The following is a 16,503-nucleotide window of genomic DNA, read 5'->3' on the forward strand; positions in this document are numbered from 1 at the left end:
ATGGCCGATCCCTAGAATCAGCTCATGGATCGCGTCGGGACTGGCCTGGCGCGCACGCCCGGACCAAAAGCCATGAAACAGACAGAGACCCAGCAGCAAGCCGCGTACGACTATCACGAGTTTCCGACCCCGGGGAAGATCTCCGTCGTCGCCAGCAAGCCGCTCGTGACGCAGCGCGATCTCGCGCTCGCCTACACGCCCGGCGTCGCCAGCGTGTGCGAGTCGATCGCCGCCGAGCCGCTGAACGCGCATCGCTTCACGAGCCGCGGGAATCTGGTGGGCGTCATCACCAACGGCACCGCGGTGCTGGGTCTGGGCAACATCGGCGCGCTCGCGTCGAAGCCGGTCATGGAAGGCAAGGCCGTGCTGTTCAAGAAGTTCGCCGGGATCGACGTGTTCGACATCGAGATCAACGAAACCGATCCGGACAAGCTCGTCGACATCATCGCGGGCCTCGAGCCGACCTTCGGCGGGATCAACCTCGAGGACATCAAGGCGCCGGAGTGCTTCACCGTCGAGCGCAAGCTGCGCGAACGCATGAAGATCCCCGTCTTCCACGACGACCAGCACGGCACCGCCATCACGGTCGCCGCCGCGTTCATCAACGGGCTGAAGGTGGTCGGGAAGTCGATCAAGGAAGTGAAGGTCGTGACGTCGGGCGCCGGTGCGGCCGCACTGGCCTGCCTTGACCTGCTCGTCGACCTCGGTCTGCCGGTCTCGAACATCTGGGCGACGGATATCGAAGGCGTCGTCTATCGCGGCCGCACCACGTTGATGGATCCGGCCAAGGAACGCTTCGCGCAGGAAACCGACGCGCGCACGCTGTCCGACGTGATCGGCGGCGCCGACGTGTTCCTCGGCCTGTCGGTCGGCGGCATCCTGAAGCCGGAGATGCTGAAGGCAATGGCCGCGCGCCCGCTGATTCTCGCGCTCGCCAATCCGACGCCGGAAATTTTCCCCGAGCTCGCCCACGCGACGCGCGACGACGTCGTGATCGCGACGGGCCGCTCGGATTTCCCGAACCAGGTCAACAACGTTCTGTGCTTCCCGTACATTTTCCGCGGTGCGCTGGACGTGGGTGCAACGACGATCACCCGCGAGATGGAAATCGCCGCGGTTCACGCGATCGCCGGCCTCGCGCAGGAAGAGCAGAACGACATCGTCGCGGCAGCCTATGGCGGCGATGAAGTGTCGTTCGGTCCGCAATACCTGATTCCGAAGCCGTTCGATCCGCGCCTGATCGTGCGCATCGCGCCGGCCGTGGCCAAGGCCGCGATCGAAGGCGGCGTGGCGACGCGCCCGATCGCGGATCTCGACGCGTATGTCGAGCAGTTGCAGCAGTTCGTCTACCACTCGGGCGCATTCATGAAGCCGCTGTTCGCGAGCGCGCGTCAGCTCGTGCGTGACGGCGGCAAGGCACGCATCGTGTTCACCGAGGGTGAAGACGAGCGCGTGTTGCGCGCGGTGCAGGTGATCGTCGACGAGAAGCTCGCGCGCCCGATCCTGGTCGGGCGTCCGGAGGTGCTGCTCGCGCGTATCGAGCGGTTCGGCCTGCGCCTGCGTCTCGGTCAGGATGTCGAAGTCACGAACCCGGAATATGACGAACGCTTCCCGCAATACTGGACGACGTATTGGGAACTGCGCTGCCGCGACGGCATCTCGAAGGAAATGGCACGCGTCGAGATGCGGCGCCGCTTGACGCTGATCGGCGCGATGATGGTGCGGCTCGGCGATGCGGACGGGATGATCTGCGGGACGGTCGGCGAGTATCACAATCACCTGCGCTTCGTCGATGAAGTGATCGGCAAGAAACCCGATGCATCGACCTATGCGGCGATGAACATCCTGCTGCTCAATCAGCGGACGGTCGCGCTGGTCGACACGCACGTCAACGACAACCCGGATGCGGAGCAGATCGCGGAATTCACCATCGCGGCCGCGCGGCAGATGGAGTGGCTGAATCTCTCGCCGAAGGTTGCGTTGCTGTCGCGTTCGAACTTCGGGTCGGGTAGCGCGGCGTCCGGCGCGAAGATGCGCAAGGCGCTCGAGATCATTCGCGCGCACGCGCCCGATATCGAGGCGGACGGTGAAATGCATGGCGACTGTGCGCTCGACGAGTCGCTGCGCGCGCGGCTGCTGCCGATGTCGCCGCTCAAGGGTGCGGCGAACCTGCTCGTGTGTCCGAACGTCGATGCAGGGAATATCGCCTATAACCTGCTCAAGACGGAAGCCGGCAGCAACGTCGCGGTCGGGCCGTTCCTGCTGGGCGTCAATGCGCCGGTGAACATTCTCACGTCGAGCGCGACCGTGCGGCGGATCGTGAACATGACGGCGTTGACCGTGATCGAGGCGAATCGGAACGCGGCGGGGTGAGCGTGGCCCATGTGGTCGCATGATGGGGGCCGGCTGCGGCCGGCCCTTGTCCTGCGAGCACTGTATTAGAATCGTCGGCAATCGGCTCCCGATTCGGCGGCCGTCCCTGCCGGCGAGAAGAAGCGATGAAGGTAACGATTGCATACCTCGACGAACCGCCATTTGGATGGACGCAACCGGATGGCACGGCAACCGGCGCCGACCTCGATCTCGCCGGCGAGATCCTTCGGGCGATCGGTGTCACGCGGATCGAACATCACCTGACGACGTTCAGTGAACTGCTGCCCGGTGTCGCCGCAGGCCGCTGGGACATGAACGTTCCGCTCTTCGTTACGCCGGAACGCGCCGCCATGGTCGCGTTCAGCGTACCCGTATGGGGAATCTCGGACGGCTTTCTCGTTCGCGCCGGAAACCCGAAGCAACTCACCCGCTATGCGTCGCTTGCCGCGCGTCCGGATGCACGCGTTGGCATCATTACCGGACAGGTACAGCACGACTCGGCGAAAGCCGCGGGCGTGGGCGAGCATCAGATCACCCTGTTCGACCGGCAAGTCGATGCGATCGAGGCGGTACGCGCCGGCACGGTCGACGCGTACGCCAGTACTGCGCTCGGGCTTCGGATCGTGGCGAAGCGCATGGACGGCGCAGGGTTAGAGGCCGTCGCGCATGAACCGCCAGCGGACCGGATACACCAGCGGCCGCCGCTGGGTGCCTTCTCGTTCAATCGACAAAACAGCGAGCTGCTCGATGCGGTCAACCGGCAGCTGCGCTCGTATCTGGGCTCACCGGCGCATCGCGCGCGCATGGCGGAATTCGGATTGAGCAGTGCCGAAATCGATCCCGCCCTCCGCTGAGACGATGCCGCGACGATGAGCACCGGCAACTGGATAAAACGCATTCGACGTGGTGACGCGGGATGCTGCGCATCGCGCACACTTGTGCTCGTGCTCGCGAAAACGGGCGACGCGGCTGGCACGCGTCGAGACACCGAACCGTTTTCCGGAGGGACGCTCGCCGTTCGACACGGTTTCGGTGCGCCGGTGCGAGCTGCCGAGCAAGACTGTCGCTGGCAGGTCACGGCCGGCAGCGGCGTTGAATATCGAAGACGACACCTGGAGGCCACGACGTGACGGATAACGAACAATACGTGATGGAATGCATCACCAAATGGATCTGGTCGGGCTTTAACGACCCCGATGATGTCCGGGAAATGATGGAGGACATCCTGGAGCCGGACTGCGACACGGATCGGCTGGAAGGTTTCATCAAGTCGGAATTCGAGCGCAAGGCTGCGGCAGAACGGTCCTGGCCTCGGGAGACGGATTGCGATCGACTGGACCGCGTGTTCGATGAACTGGACGGCAACGGCATTTGCGCGCTGTCGAACGCCGGATACACGATGTCGGATGGCCACTCGGACGTTTCGGAAGCCGTGCAGGACGCGCCGCACGGACACTACCACGGGTACTGCTTTTATCACGGACAGGATGTCGAAAGAGCGCTGGATGGACACGGCCTCACGATTGCCTTCGGCGACCTCGCCGGCGACGACGCGCGCGGTGCGGTAGTGGGCCGCCAGGTCGCGGAAGCGCTTGCGCGTGGCGGGTTCGAAACGTCCTGGAACGGGTCTGTCCGCAGTCGTATCGAGCTTCCATCGTTCGACTGGAAGAGACGCTATCGGTAGCGGCGGGTGTATGGGCCGAGATCTGGTCTGTCGGTCAACGTCAGGTCAGATCAGGTCTCGGATGATGCGATCGCTTGTTGCCAATGGCGGTGGTCGACCCGCAGCGGTCGTACCCGGCTTCGGAAGCACTACGACCGTTTTCAAGAACCATCGGCCATCCGCTGGTTCTTGCCCGCGAGCGATGAATGCCGCCATTGCTTACGCGGGATTTCCGGTAAGCGTCACTCTTCCTTGACTTTCCAGCGCCTTAGCCCATTCTTTATCTACTTCTTCTAATCGGGAGGCCAACCATGACGCCGGAATTGAAAGCTGAACTGAAGGACGTACTTAAAAAATTTGCGACGATGACAACCGAAAAAGAGAAGCAAGAGGCACTCAACGACTTGCAACGAGTCGGGTCCAAGCTGGACGTCAAAAAGCTTAAGGCAGTTATCGCTTGTGGGTGTGGGCCAAGTGGCGAGCGCGGAGTCGAAGACGGCCTTTGCTCGACGTGAAAAGTACCCCGTGGGCGTCCGCAGGAGAAAATGAGATGCTTCAGGCTATCGATCAGAAATCAGATCCGCTGCTTTCCGAGGTCTGGGACAGACGAAGAGATGCAGTTGATGTTCGCATGCTGCAAGTATCCGGCCACAACTACGCGTATCACATTCCAACCAATAGCATATTCAATATCAGCTCACCTGTCGGGGCGCTACTTTCTAAATTACTAGACGGCCGAATCACGTCTCTGGATCAATTCGGCGAATCTGACTTTGCGGCGGCCAAACAGCTTGTCGCCCTCCGAAGCGTGAAGCGCCTTCCGCTCGACGAAGCGAACCTACCAATTACCCACCTTGCAATAAGCCCCACACTCAAATGTAATCTGCGATGCACCTACTGCTACAATTTTCAGGAGGCAGCCGAGACGGAGATTCGCAAGACGCAGGACATTGACAAAGACGCGATTGGGAAGATTCTGTGCACGCTAGGACAATTAAGCGTGGGAGATCGGGTTAATCTCGCGTTCATCGGCGGGGAACCGTTTCTCTATCCTCGGTTATTGGATAAGCTAGCGATATTTGCACGTGCAAAAGCACGAGCAAATAACAAGTCGCTGATCCTTTTGGTAACAACTAACGGGTTGAACCTTGGAAAGGAACGAGTTAAACGAAGCATTATTCGCAACGACCTCCGCGTCTCACTTAGCCTTGATGGGCCTCCAGCCTGGCACAATCAGACCAGGAAGTTACTGAATGGAAGCGGGAGCTTCGGTGCGATTCAACGCAATATCGATCAGTTCTTCGAATACTACCCGCACCCAATACGGGCCGCTCGAGCGACATATAAATTGACACCGGGAAGGCTGATAACTACGTATCGATTTTTGAGAGACCTAGGATTTAACGATATATCCACTGGGTCTCACGAATTTGAAGTTGGCGCGGTAGATGAATTTCTGCGTGACGAGCTTCTATCGGAAGTCGACGATTTGGCGAGCGAAATTGAGAGTGACTTTATCGGAGGCCGCATCGTGCGTCATGCATGGTTTTCTGAAGTAATTTCGAACCTTGCGCTGGGCCGGGTAAAGGACGTCGTGTGCGGAGCAACGCGAAACCATATCGCATTTGACGTATACGGCCGCATGCAGGCCTGTCACCGCTATCTCGGCAACGAAGCCTACGAATTGTTCCCTGAGGACATCAATAAGTCCCAGAAATCGGTCCGCGTCGCAGAAATCCGCGCACCGGGGAAGACGTCACACTGCACCGAATGCTGGGCACGTTCACTATGCGGCGGCGAATGCTTTCATGTCGGGAAAGAAATCGAGAAGCAACCTGATCACGCAGAAAGGCAGCTGTTTCTCTGTGACTACAAGCGAAAAAAATATGAGGCGGCGACCCGCATATTCGTACGGTTGGCCGAAAACCATCCGGAAGTACTTGCGCGGATCGTCAATCCGATTTCCCGCCCATAAGGGTCTTTCCGCCGATACTCGCGTCGGAACTCCATTAGCGGCATTGGGCTAGCAGTCCTCGCGTCCGTTGTCCGGGAAGGAGCGAACGTCCACACGTCCGCGAGGGAGGGCGAATGAACGGCCGTCAATGGCCGGCTACCGCCCCGCGCGGTCGACTGTCACCGACCCATTGCCGATATCGCGAGGCGGAACCAACAGGCGGTAGCCTCTTGTTCGGCCACCCGCTCGAAACGCGCTACAGCACCCGCTCCAGCGCACTCGCAAACCGCCCGACCGCCGCATCGACGTCATGCAACTTGTCGAGCCCGAACAAGCCGATCCGGAACGTCTTGAAATCCGCCGGCTCGTCGCATTGCAACGGCACGCCCGCCGCGATCTGCATCCCGACATCGGCGAATTTCTTGCCGGACCGGATATCGTCATCGTCGGTGTAGCACACCACGACACCCGGCGCCTCGAAGCCTTCCGCCGCAACGCTCCGGAATCCGTTCTGCGCCAGCAACGCACGAATCCGCGTGCCGAGCTCGAGTTGTTCCGCCCGCACCTTGTCGAAGCCGTAAGCTGCCGTTTCCTTGATCACGTCGCGCAGCGTCGCAAGGCTGTCGGTCGGCATCGTCGCGTGGTACGCGAAACCGCCGCCTTCGTACGCCTCCATGATCTGCAGCCACTTGCGCAGATCGCACGCGAAACTGGTGCTGGTCGTCGCATCGATGCGCTCGCGTGCAAGCGGACTCATCATCACCAGCGCACAGCCGGGCGACGCGCTCCAGCCCTTTTGTGGCGCGCTGATCAGCACGTCGACACCGCTCGCCTCCATGTCGACCCAGATCGTCCCGGACGCGATGCAGTCGAGCACGAACATCCCGCCGACCGCATGCACGGCGTCCGCCACCGCACGCAGATACGCATCGGGGAGCATCATCCCCGACGCGGTTTCGACGTGCGGCGCGAACACCAGATCCGGCTTGTGCTCGCGAATCGCGGCAACGACTTCATCGATCGGCGCCGGCGCAAAGGCGGCCTGTCTGCCCGCTTCGACCGGACGCGCCTTCAGCACGATCGACTCGGCCGGAATGCGGCCCATGTCGAAAATCTGCGACCAGCGGAAACTGAACCAGCCATTGCGGATGACCAGACACTTCTTGTCCGTCGCGAACTGGCGCGCAACGGCTTCCATGCCGAACGTCCCGCTGCCCGGGACGATCGCGACCGCCTTCGCGTTGTAAACCTTCTTCAGCGCCGCGGAAATATCTCGCATGACACCTTGAAAGCGCTGCGACATGTGATTGATCGACCGGTCGGTGTACACCACCGAATATTCGAGAAGCCCGTCGCGGTCGACATCGGGAAGTAATCCTGGCACGTTCGCCTCCGGTAAAGGACATGAGATGAGCGCGAGCGGTGTTCATGAGCGGATGCCGCTGCGCCGATGCAACGCTGCTTTGCTCTGATAGACGACCGATTCTAACGAAAGCTGTCCGTTCGTTGGAAATTTCGGCGGTTGCCTCATTCACCGCACATCCGGTGCCGTTCGCGCGACGGGTCGACGCGCTATGGACGCGAAGCCAGCAACCTGATTCCCGCGATCCCGAATACGACGGCCAGACCCCCGTCCAGTGCCTTGTGGGTTCGCATGTAGATCCTTCGAACCGGCGCCACGGAAAACAGCCATGCATAACCGGCGAACACGCCGCACCCGATGGCCGCACAACCCAAAACGAGTGCACCTTGTGACGGCCGCGTGCCGCCAGGCGATTCCACCGCACCGCCGATCATCACTTCGTCCATCGCCAGCCTGGCTCGAACCAGCGTTCAGCAAAGTAGCCGGACAGTCGGACCGGCACATCGAAACGCAACATCGTGAAACCGGGCTTGCGGTCCGAGGGCACGGGAACGTAATCTTTAACGATACCGGCGGACGTAACGAACGATTCCGCCGAGGTTCCCTGACGTCCTGCGATGAACATCAAAAGCCGTGCCCGCCAGCACACGGCCCGCCCGCCCCGCAAGCCCGATGCCGGCCTGCTGCGGTGGATCAACGGACTCGCCGCGGCGCGCACCTATCGATTGCATTGGCTGCCGCACGATCTGCTGGCCGGCGTCACGCTCAGTGCCGTGCTCGTGCCCGCCGGCATGGCCTATGCGAACGCAGCCGGCCTGCCCGCCGTCAACGGGCTCTATGCGTCGCTTGCGGCGCTGCTCGCGTATGCGCTGTTCGGCCCGAGCCGCATCCTCGTCCTCGGCCCCGACTCCGCGCTGGTCGCGCTGATCGCCGCAAGCATCGCGCCGCTTGCTCACGGCGATGCCGCGCATGCGCTGGCCGTTGCCGGCGCGCTCGCGATACTCGCGGGCGCGATCTGCATCGCGGTCGGAGTGCTCAGGCTCGGGTTCGTCACCGAGCTGCTGTCGCTGCCCATCCGGTACGGTTTTCTGAACGGCATCATGCTGACGATCAGCATCGGGCAATTGCCCAAGCTCCTCGGCTACAAGGGCAACGGCGAATCGTTCATCGAGCAGGTGCGCGACGTGGTCGCCGGCATCGCGGCGTCGAAGGTGAACGCAACGTCGTTCGCACTCGGTGTCGCCTCCCTCGCGCTGATACTCGCGTGCAAACGGCTCTGGCCCAGGATGCCGGGTGTACTGCTCGCCGTGGCTGGCGCGACGGCGTCGGTGATGTGGTTCGATCTGTCGACGCGCGCCGGCGTTGCAACCGTCGGTGCGGTTCCGCAAGGCCTGCCGGTGCCGCGCATCCCCGACGTGAACCTCGACGGCTGGCTGCGTCTCGCGGGAAGCGCAGCGGCGATCGCGCTCGTATCGCTCACGGATATCAGCGTGCTGTCCCGCACCTACGAACTGCGCAACGACACCCGCGTGGACCGGAATCACGAATGCATCGCGCTCGGGCTGTCGAACCTCGCCGCCGGCCTGATGCAAGGGTTCGCGGTAAGCGCGAGCGGGTCACGCACGCCCGTCGCGGAAGCGGCCGGCGCGAAGACGCAGGCAACGGGTGTGGTGGCTGCCGCCGTCGTTGCCGCGTTGCTGCTGTTCGCGCCGCGCGCGCTTGCGCATACGCCGCAATCCGTGCTGGCCGCCGTCGTGATCGCGGCATGCGTGAACATGATCGAGGTGCCCGGCGTCGTGCGGCTATATCGGCTCCGCAAAAGCGAATTCATGCAGGCCGTGGCGTGCTTCGTCGGCGTTGCCGCCGTCGGGGTCGTGAACGGCATTGCGCTGGCACTGCTGCTCACCGTGCTGTCGTTTTTGTGGCGCGCGTGGCGGCCTTACGATGCCGTACTCGGGCGCGTCGACGGCCGGAAGGGCTATCACGACGTGTCGCGCCATCCGGACGCGCGGCGCGTGCCCGGGCTCGTGCTGCTGCGCTGGGATGCGCCGCTCTTTTTTGCGAATGGCGAAATCTTTCGGGAACGCGTGTTGCGCGCCGTCGATGAATCGCCCGAGCCGGCACGCTGGATCGTCATCGCGGCGGAGCCCGTGACCGACATCGACCTCACGGCTGCCGATGTCCTCGAACGGCTGCATCGCGAACTTGCCGCGCGGCAGGTCAAGCTGGTGTTCGCGGAGCTGAAAGGCCCCGTCAAGGACAGCCTCAAGCATTACCGCATGTACAGCATGTTCGGCGACGACAACTTCTTTCCGACGATCGGCGAAGCGGTAAGCCGTTATGTGGACATGCATCGAATCGAGTGGCACGACTGGGAAGACGCCCGCGGCTCGGGCGGGGTCTGATGGCCGGCAACATATCGGCGGCGGTATGGAGCGAGCGCTGACGCTGCGGGGGGCACTGCAAAGCATCTCGACACGTTGCGCCACGCGCCGATCCTTGCGCAGTCCAATGGGCGCCAGCGCGACTCAACAGTTGACAAGCACGTACTTCGACACTGCCACGCTCGCATTTGACCGGTGCGCGGCTTCCCTGCGGATGCGTGCGGGCGCAACCGCAGAAGCTACACGCATCGTCGCCCCGTCGTCGCCAATCAGTAGCGCTCGGACACACCATCGATCCCGCGCTCGTGCAATTCGCGCACGAGCCTCGCTCGCACCGTCGCGACATCGGAAAACGCAGGCCGTCGATGCGCGGCAATTTCGTCAGCCGTATAAGGCTTGAAATCGCGCGGCAGCGCATCGCGATTCATCGTCGTGAGCACCCAGTTCAGTACGTCGGCGAGATCCTGGTCCGACAGCGCCGAGTTCGACGCGCCGGGCACGCGCATCACGTACTCGCGCCCCGCAGGCAGATGCGTGAAATAACCGAGCGAATTCGCGAGCGGCGGCACCTTGCCCGGAATGCCGTCGCCCGTCGCCGTATGGCAGCCCATGCAGTTGAGCACCCAGTGCTGCCGCGCGAGCGTCGTGTCGGTCACGCCGTCGGCATGCGCCGGCACGCCAATCGCGCATGAGGCGGCAGCGGCCATCAGCGCCCGGTGCAGACGGCGCGTCGCGGACGCCCTGATCCTCGACGCAACCGCGCGTCGACCTTCGTCATGCGGAATGCGCGCGGCTTTCACAGCCCCAGCCCCTTCGTCACGACCGCACGTTGCGCATGAACGGCCGCGCCGTCCATCTCCTTCGCCCGCGCCGCGCGAATGTCTGCGGCGGTGAACGGTTTCGCGTCACCTTGCCTGTCGTTGAGATCGAACACGACGTAGTTGAGCACGTTCGCGATATCGTCATCGCTCGCACTCGCGAATGAAGGCATCTTGAAGTTGTAGCTCTTGTCGTGCACCCTGATTTCGCCGAACATCCCGTGCAACAGCGTCGCGACGAGCTGCGCACGGCCGGCGTCGGCCGCCGCGTACTTGCCCGGGTATTCGGTCAACGGCGGCGCGAGGCCGTCCTGCCCCTTGCCGCCCGCCTGGTGACACACTGCGCACTGCGCATCGAACAGGCTCTTGCCCGCCGGGTAATGAACGGTCTGCTGCGCACCGGCCACGCCCGGCAGCATCAGAAATCCGGCGGAAGCCGCCACGCATGCGGCCACGATCTTTCCAGCTTGCTTCACTTTCATTGCTTGGCCGCTCCCAGCAGGACCGAAACGGAACAGTGGTAATTCGAATTGCCGTTTGCCATGCACCAGTTGATGTCGTTGTTCAGCGACAGCTTGTACAGCGGTTTCTCGCGCTCGTTGCGGTTGCAGAAGCACTTGCCGCACGACGTCTTGCCGCAGCAGTCGTTGTACGACACGATGTAGTCCGAACCGTCGTGCGGATTGCGGCAGGTGCCGATCCACGTGATCGGCGAAGGCGTGGTGCCTGGCGGGCAGCTACTCGACGTACCGCCGCAGCAACTGCACAGCCAGCCGTCGATCGCGCAGTATTTCCAGTAATCGCAGCTCGTCGGATCGTCGCTCGCGCCCGATGCGCCGGCACCGGACGCCGCCGATGCACCCGAGGCCGCGTCGGCCGCATACGCGGTGCGATCGACCGGCAGGAGCGGCAGCATCGCCGATCCGACCAGCACCTTCCCAAGCTTCGCCATCGCGCTGCGCCGCGAACTATGCTGCGCGACGCCGCGCGCCGACCGTTCGAACCATGAATCAAACAGGCCCATTCCGTTGCTCCCGTTAACGTTGAAGGAAGATCGGCCGCTCACGCGTGCTGCGCATGCGCTTGATGGCCGTCGTGGGCGTGACCGCCATGCACGAACTGCTGCAGCGATGCGACGCCACGCTCTTTCGCTTCGAACAGGCTCTCGAGATGCTCGCGCGTATTGACGAGCCCCTTCGCGCGCACGGTGCCGGTGTCGTCGAGCAGCACCGCATACGGCAATTTGCCGATCTGGTATGCGAGGCCGAGCTCCTGCGACAGCACGTACGGGAAACGCGCGAGGTCGTGCTTCTGCGCGAAGCGCGTGTGTTCGTCGAGATCGCCGTCGCTGGCGAGCACGATGTTCACCGGCGTCGACTCGCTCGCCTGGAGCGACGGCAACAGCGGCAGCAGCTTCTTGCACACCGGGCACGTCGGCGACAGGAAGAACAGCAGCGTCGCCTTGCCCGATGCGTCGATACCGCCGACTTTCACCTGCGAGCCGCGTATGTCGGTCAGTTCGAACGTCGGCGCGATCGCCCCGACTGCCGGCCCCTTGTCGATCATCAACGCGCCGGCCGGCATGATGCGTTCGTACAGGATGCCGATCTGGCGCACGAGCGCGAGGCAGATCGCGCCGAGCGCGAGAACGGCGACCCAGAGCAAGGCCGTGGAAATGGTGAGAGCGGTTTGCATCATGAATTCCTCAGGTGGGAAAGGCGCGGTACGTTGGCGAGCAGCACGTCGACGGTGAGCAGCGCGCAGACGATCAGCAACACGGAAGAGAACAGCGTCAGGTAGTCGAACCACACGATCGCGCGGCCGCCCGGTTCGACGAACGCGGTCGCGGACAGCACGACGAGCAGCAGCACGCGCGCGACATGCAGCCAGCCGATGCCGAGCGGCGCGCCCGCGCGCGCGGCGGCGAAACCGGAACAGCCGCAGTCGATGTCGGTATGGCCGCGCACGATGTTGATCGTCATCCCGGCCGCGAAGACGAGCAACAACGCGATCAGGCCGAGCGCGCCGCCCGTGCGTGTATCGGGGAACAGCAGCGCCGCGGCGCAGACGGCTTCCGCGAGCGGAATCGCGAACGCGGCGGGCGCGGTGAGCGCATCGGGCAGCAGCCGGTAGCCGGCAAGTGCCTGCCGGAACGCCGCGGGCCGGCGCATCTTCGAGAAGGCACCGAGCAGCACGACGACGGCCGCGCCGGCCTGCGCGCTGGTGGCGAGTACGGGATCGAGCGTCATCGCGGCCTCACGGGTTCACGAGCAGCGTCGGCGTACTGCCGATCTGCTTCTCGACGTGTTGCGGCTTGCCGGTGTTCGCGTCCATCACGACGAGATCGGACGTGCCCGTCAGCCCGTAGAACAACGGCTTGTCATCCTCGCTGACCTGGATCGACACGAGCGGATCGACCTTCAGTTGCGCGAGATCCCAGCGCGCGACACGCCGTTTCGATTTCAGGTCGTACACCCACACCTGCGTGCCCGGATCCTTGTGCGTGCCGTCGCCGCCCTTGTGCATCAGCACGTAGTAGCGGTTGTGCGTCGCCTGCACGGCCGTTTGCTGCATGCCGCCCGGGCGCCAGCCTTCGGCGCGCTCGGCATCGGTCAGCAACGACCACGACTTGCCGAACGCCGGCTTGTCGCCGCTGAAATCGGCGCTGCGCACGTTGCCGTGGTACGTCGTGAACAGATAGGCGCCCCGGTAGCGCGATGCGTTGACGAAGGCCGGATCGTTGTCGACGTCGATGAATGCGTCGGACATCGTGCGCTTCACCTCCGTGCCGTTCGCATCGAGCGTGACGGTGAGCGCCTTGCCGCTTTCGCACAGCGCGGTAAAGCGGTCGTTGCCCGACGGATACGCGAGCACGCACGCCGCGGTGTCGATTTCCGACAGCACCTTCTTCGATACGGCGTCGATCACGGTCACCGACGCGGCCGGCGTGATGTTCGCGACGTACAGCCGCTTGCCGTCCGCGCTGAATGCGGTGTTGTACGGCGACGGCACGTGCTGCCCGTGCTTCGCCGGAATCACGATCTCGCCCGCGTGATCGAGCGTCGTGTTGTCGGTCATCTCGACGACGTCGGTGCGCGTGCCGTGCGAGCCGCGCGAGAAATAGGTCGTTGCGATGAAGCTGGTCTTGTGGTCGGGCGAGATCGCCAGACCGGGCGCGAAGCCGCCGTCGATCTGGCCGAGCAGCTTCTTCGCGTCGGCGTCGTACACGAAGATGCGCCCGTCGGTCATCGTCGGCATCGCGATATCGACGACGTACACCTGGTGCGGATGCCACGGCGGCATCTTCTGCACGACGAGTTCCTCGGTTTTTTCCGTCGCGTATGCGCTCACTATCCGCGCCGCCGCGAGCGCCAGCGTCACCGCGACGGCCGCGGTGCGTCGCCTTGTTCTCATGTCGCCTCCATTTGGGATTCACGTAATGTGAGGCGACTGTAGTTCGACAATAAATCCGTTCAGCACCCGGACCGGCAACGCGTGCGTGCCGATTCGGGATATTGGAAAACCGTCTGAAAGGCGTCACACGTCGACATCTTTCGACCCTCGGAAAACCCCCGAGCGGAATGGCGCTCATCCGTATTGCGCCGACCGTGCGGTCGGTTTAATCTTGCGCGGTCCGAACGATCGCCGGAGGCGCCATGCTCGTGTTTCACCAGATGTTCGACGACGCGGACCGGCATGCCGAGGCACTGCGCGGTTGGGATCAGCGCTACGACCAGATCGGTTCCGGCTCGTATCGCAGCGCGATCAAGCACGCGGAATTCGCCGGCGTGCAACTGTTTCAGGAAGCGGCGAACGTGCGCATCATCCAGCGCGGGCGCCTGCCGTCCGGCCATACGGTATTCGGCATGCCGCTCACCGGCTCGGGTACCTTCGCATTCGGCGATGCACGCATCGAGCTCGGCACGATCGTGTTGGCGCGCGGCGGCTCGCCTTTCGAACTCCATTCGCCCGACGACATGTCGCTGATCGGCGTGGTGATCGATTCCGAGCTGATGCAGCAGATCGAGGATGCCGCCGATGTCCGGCTCGACGAGCGCGCGCTGCGGCGCGGCGTCGCCGATGTGCCGGTCGCCGCGCGCGAACGCGCGAGCGTGCAGCTCGCGACGCTGCTCGAACGCATGCTGTCGGCACCCGACGCATTCGACACGGCGCGCGCGCAGTCCCAGCTGCGCGGCGAGGTCGCGAACGTGCTCGTCGATCTGCTCACGTATCGGATGCCCGAACCGTCGAATCGTCTGACGCATGCGTGCCATGCCGACATCGTGCGCCGCGTGCACGACTACGTGATCGGGCACCCGGAGGCGCCCGTCGACATCCTGAGCCTGTGCACTCAGCTGCGCGTGAGCCGGCGCACGATGCAGAACAGCTTCCAGTCGATCGTGCAGACCGGTCCGCTGAACTACACGCGCTCGCTGCGCCTCGCTCAGGTGCGACGCCTGCTGCTCGACACGCGGCAGTCCGACCTGCCGATCAGCGAAGCCGCCGCGCGCTGGGGCTTCATCCACCTCGGGCATTTCGCGAACGCGTACAAGGCGCAGTTCGGCGAGCTGCCTTCGACAACGGCGCGCCGGACGGTGCGCGGCGTAAAAATGCGCTGAGTGCCCGCAAAACCCGCGATAATCATGCGTCGAACATGCCGGCTCGCGCGAGCCGGGCGCGGCGCGCGTGCCCGCATGCCCGCCGCGCAACGTCGCGTCTCGCCCCGACGTGATGCCCCAACCGATTCCACCATACGCCCCGATGCCAGAGGATTTCCACTTCCTGTTGCTGCCCGGCTTCTCCGCGCTCGGCTTCATGTCGGCGGTCGAACCGCTGCGCGTCGCGAACCGCTTTCGCACCGAGCTGTACCGCTGGCACGTGATCAGCGCGGACGGCGCGCCCGTCGCCGCGAGCAACGGCATCCCGGTGGCCGCCGAGGCCGCGTACGCGGACGTCGCGCGGGTCGAGACGGTGTTCGTCGTCGCCGGCTTCGATCCGCTCGTGTGCTACGACCGCGCGCTCGGCGACTGGCTGCGCCGCCAGAACCGGCATGGCGCGACGCTCGGCGGCATCGACACCGGCAGCTTCGTGCTCGCGGAAGCCGGGCTGTTCGATGCATCGCAAACGCTCACGCTGCACTGGGAAGCGCTCGCCGCGTTCCGCGAACGCTACCCGGGACTGAACGCGACGCAGGAACTGTTCGAGATCGACGACCGGCGCATCACCTGTGCGGGCGGCACCGCGTCGATCGACATGATGCTCGACCTGATCGGCAGGCGGCACGGCGCCGATCTTGCGGCGGCGATCTCCGAGCAGTTCGTCGTCAGCCGCATCCGGCAACGCTCCGACAGCCAGCGGCTCGAGATCGCCGCGCGCTACGGCGTGCACAACCGCAAGCTGATCCAGGTGATCGACACGATGCAGCGGCACATGGAGAGCCCGCTCGGCTCGGACGCGCTCGCGCAGGACGTGTCGATCACGCGGCGCCAGCTCGAACGGCTGTTCAGCGCAACGCTGAACGACACGCCGACACGTTTCTACCTGAACCTGCGCCTCGATCGCGCCCGCGAGCTGCTGCAGCAGACCGACATGAGCATCACGTCGGTGTGCGTCGCATGCGGCTTCGAATCGCCATCGCATTTCTCGCGCACGTACCGCTCGCGCTTCGGCGTGAGCCCGCGCAGCGACCGTCGCGCGACGCGCTGAGCAACGCCGCTTTTACGTACAATCCGGCGCGCTATTGCGTGCCGCGACAGCGTTTCCCGCCATTCGCTGAACAATGCCGCCGATTGATCGAAGGACCGAAGCGGCCTTCGAAAATAAATTGCAATGTCGGCGAAAATATTCTGTAACATACCTCGCAATTAGATAGGCAGCCCTAAGGAGATGAGAGCCCGTGCCCGACGCAAGTCGCGCCACGCAGGCTGCCGAACCAATCAATGCCGATC

17 protein-coding genes are annotated in these 16,503 nt (G+C 63.8%); 9 read left to right on the forward strand and 8 right to left on the reverse strand.

Features of this window, described 5'->3' with window-relative positions; genetic code table 11:
• Nucleotides 1–72: 72 nt before the first annotated feature.
• From HW466_RS20685 to HW466_RS20710, 6 genes are all read left to right on the forward strand, one after another.
• Entirely contained in the window at nt 73–2,373 is a 2,301-nt protein-coding gene (locus HW466_RS20685) for an NADP-dependent malic enzyme (protein WP_151003597.1), read from the forward strand.
• Between the two features lie 125 nt (nt 2,374–2,498).
• Entirely contained in the window at nt 2,499–3,227 is a 729-nt protein-coding gene (locus HW466_RS20690) for a transporter substrate-binding domain-containing protein (protein ID WP_151003595.1), read from the forward strand.
• Between the two features lie 15 nt (nt 3,228–3,242).
• Nucleotides 3,243–3,503 (forward strand): hypothetical protein, encoded by a 261-nt coding sequence (locus HW466_RS20695; RefSeq protein ID WP_151003593.1) that lies wholly within the window; start codon nt 3,243–3,245, stop codon nt 3,501–3,503.
• The gene (locus HW466_RS20700) at nt 3,500–4,057 is read left to right on the forward strand and encodes a DUF6891 domain-containing protein (protein ID WP_151003591.1); all 558 of its coding nucleotides are present in this window, start codon (nt 3,500–3,502) and stop codon (nt 4,055–4,057) included. Before HW466_RS20695 ends, HW466_RS20700 begins: the two co-directional genes overlap by 4 nt.
• A 290-nt stretch (nt 4,058–4,347) precedes the next feature.
• Complete coding sequence (locus HW466_RS20705; RefSeq protein WP_151003589.1) at nt 4,348–4,551, forward strand: hypothetical protein; 204 nt, start codon at nt 4,348–4,350, stop codon at nt 4,549–4,551.
• A 35-nt stretch (nt 4,552–4,586) separates the two neighbouring features.
• Nucleotides 4,587–6,011 carry a radical SAM/SPASM domain-containing protein gene (locus tag HW466_RS20710; protein ID WP_151003587.1) on the forward strand — a complete coding sequence of 475 codons (1,425 nt, stop codon included), beginning with the start codon at nt 4,587–4,589 and terminating at the stop codon, nt 6,009–6,011.
• A gap of 235 nt (nt 6,012–6,246) precedes the next feature.
• Here HW466_RS20710 and HW466_RS20715 read toward each other — a convergent pair whose 3' ends face one another.
• Nucleotides 6,247–7,374: an aminotransferase class V-fold PLP-dependent enzyme gene (locus tag HW466_RS20715; protein WP_059447756.1), complete on the reverse strand. Its 1,128-nt coding sequence runs from the start codon at nt 7,372–7,374 to the stop codon at nt 6,247–6,249.
• Between the two features lie 188 nt (nt 7,375–7,562).
• Entirely contained in the window at nt 7,563–7,799 is a 237-nt protein-coding gene (locus tag HW466_RS20720) for a hypothetical protein (RefSeq protein ID WP_151003585.1), read from the reverse strand.
• A 171-nt stretch (nt 7,800–7,970) separates the two neighbouring features.
• On the opposite strand from HW466_RS20720, the gene HW466_RS20725 reads away from it, so the two are divergent.
• Nucleotides 7,971–9,758 carry a SulP family inorganic anion transporter gene (locus tag HW466_RS20725; protein WP_151003583.1) on the forward strand — a complete coding sequence of 596 codons (1,788 nt, stop codon included), beginning with the start codon at nt 7,971–7,973 and terminating at the stop codon, nt 9,756–9,758.
• 248 nt (nt 9,759–10,006) lie between these two features.
• Here HW466_RS20725 and HW466_RS20730 read toward each other — a convergent pair whose 3' ends face one another.
• The 6 genes from HW466_RS20730 to HW466_RS20755 form a co-directional block, all read right to left on the reverse strand.
• Nucleotides 10,007–10,444 (reverse strand): c-type cytochrome, encoded by a 438-nt coding sequence (locus HW466_RS20730; protein WP_147957369.1) that lies wholly within the window; start codon nt 10,442–10,444, stop codon nt 10,007–10,009.
• 89 nt (nt 10,445–10,533) lie between these two features.
• A complete protein-coding gene (locus tag HW466_RS20735) occupies nt 10,534–11,037 on the reverse strand; it encodes a c-type cytochrome (RefSeq protein WP_151003581.1) in 504 nt (167 codons plus the stop codon).
• A complete protein-coding gene (locus HW466_RS20740) occupies nt 11,034–11,579 on the reverse strand; it encodes a methylamine dehydrogenase light chain (RefSeq protein WP_059447743.1) in 546 nt (181 codons plus the stop codon). The genes HW466_RS20735 and HW466_RS20740 overlap by 4 nt, the downstream gene beginning before the upstream one ends.
• Nucleotides 11,580–11,617: 38 nt before the next feature.
• A complete protein-coding gene (gene mauD / locus HW466_RS20745) occupies nt 11,618–12,253 on the reverse strand; it encodes a methylamine dehydrogenase accessory protein MauD (protein ID WP_059504176.1) in 636 nt (211 codons plus the stop codon).
• Complete coding sequence (locus HW466_RS20750; RefSeq protein WP_059868049.1) at nt 12,250–12,804, reverse strand: MauE/DoxX family redox-associated membrane protein; 555 nt, start codon at nt 12,802–12,804, stop codon at nt 12,250–12,252. Before HW466_RS20750 ends, mauD begins: the two co-directional genes overlap by 4 nt.
• 7 nt (nt 12,805–12,811) lie before the next feature.
• The gene (locus HW466_RS20755; RefSeq protein ID WP_151003579.1) at nt 12,812–13,969 is read right to left on the reverse strand and encodes an amine dehydrogenase large subunit; all 1,158 of its coding nucleotides are present in this window, start codon (nt 13,967–13,969) and stop codon (nt 12,812–12,814) included.
• A 242-nt stretch (nt 13,970–14,211) separates the two neighbouring features.
• Here HW466_RS20755 and HW466_RS20760 point away from each other — a divergent pair, with 242 nt between their 5' ends.
• On the forward strand, nt 14,212–15,174 hold the full coding sequence (locus HW466_RS20760; RefSeq protein ID WP_059769054.1) for a helix-turn-helix domain-containing protein: 963 nt from the start codon (nt 14,212–14,214) through the stop codon (nt 15,172–15,174).
• Nucleotides 15,175–15,316: 142 nt separating this feature from the next.
• The gene (locus HW466_RS20765; RefSeq protein WP_059466832.1) at nt 15,317–16,261 is read left to right on the forward strand and encodes a GlxA family transcriptional regulator; all 945 of its coding nucleotides are present in this window, start codon (nt 15,317–15,319) and stop codon (nt 16,259–16,261) included.
• Nucleotides 16,262–16,503 lie beyond the last annotated feature (242 nt).

It is taken from the genome of Burkholderia territorii (assembly GCF_902833055.1).
Classification (GTDB): domain Bacteria; phylum Pseudomonadota; class Gammaproteobacteria; order Burkholderiales; family Burkholderiaceae; genus Burkholderia; species Burkholderia territorii.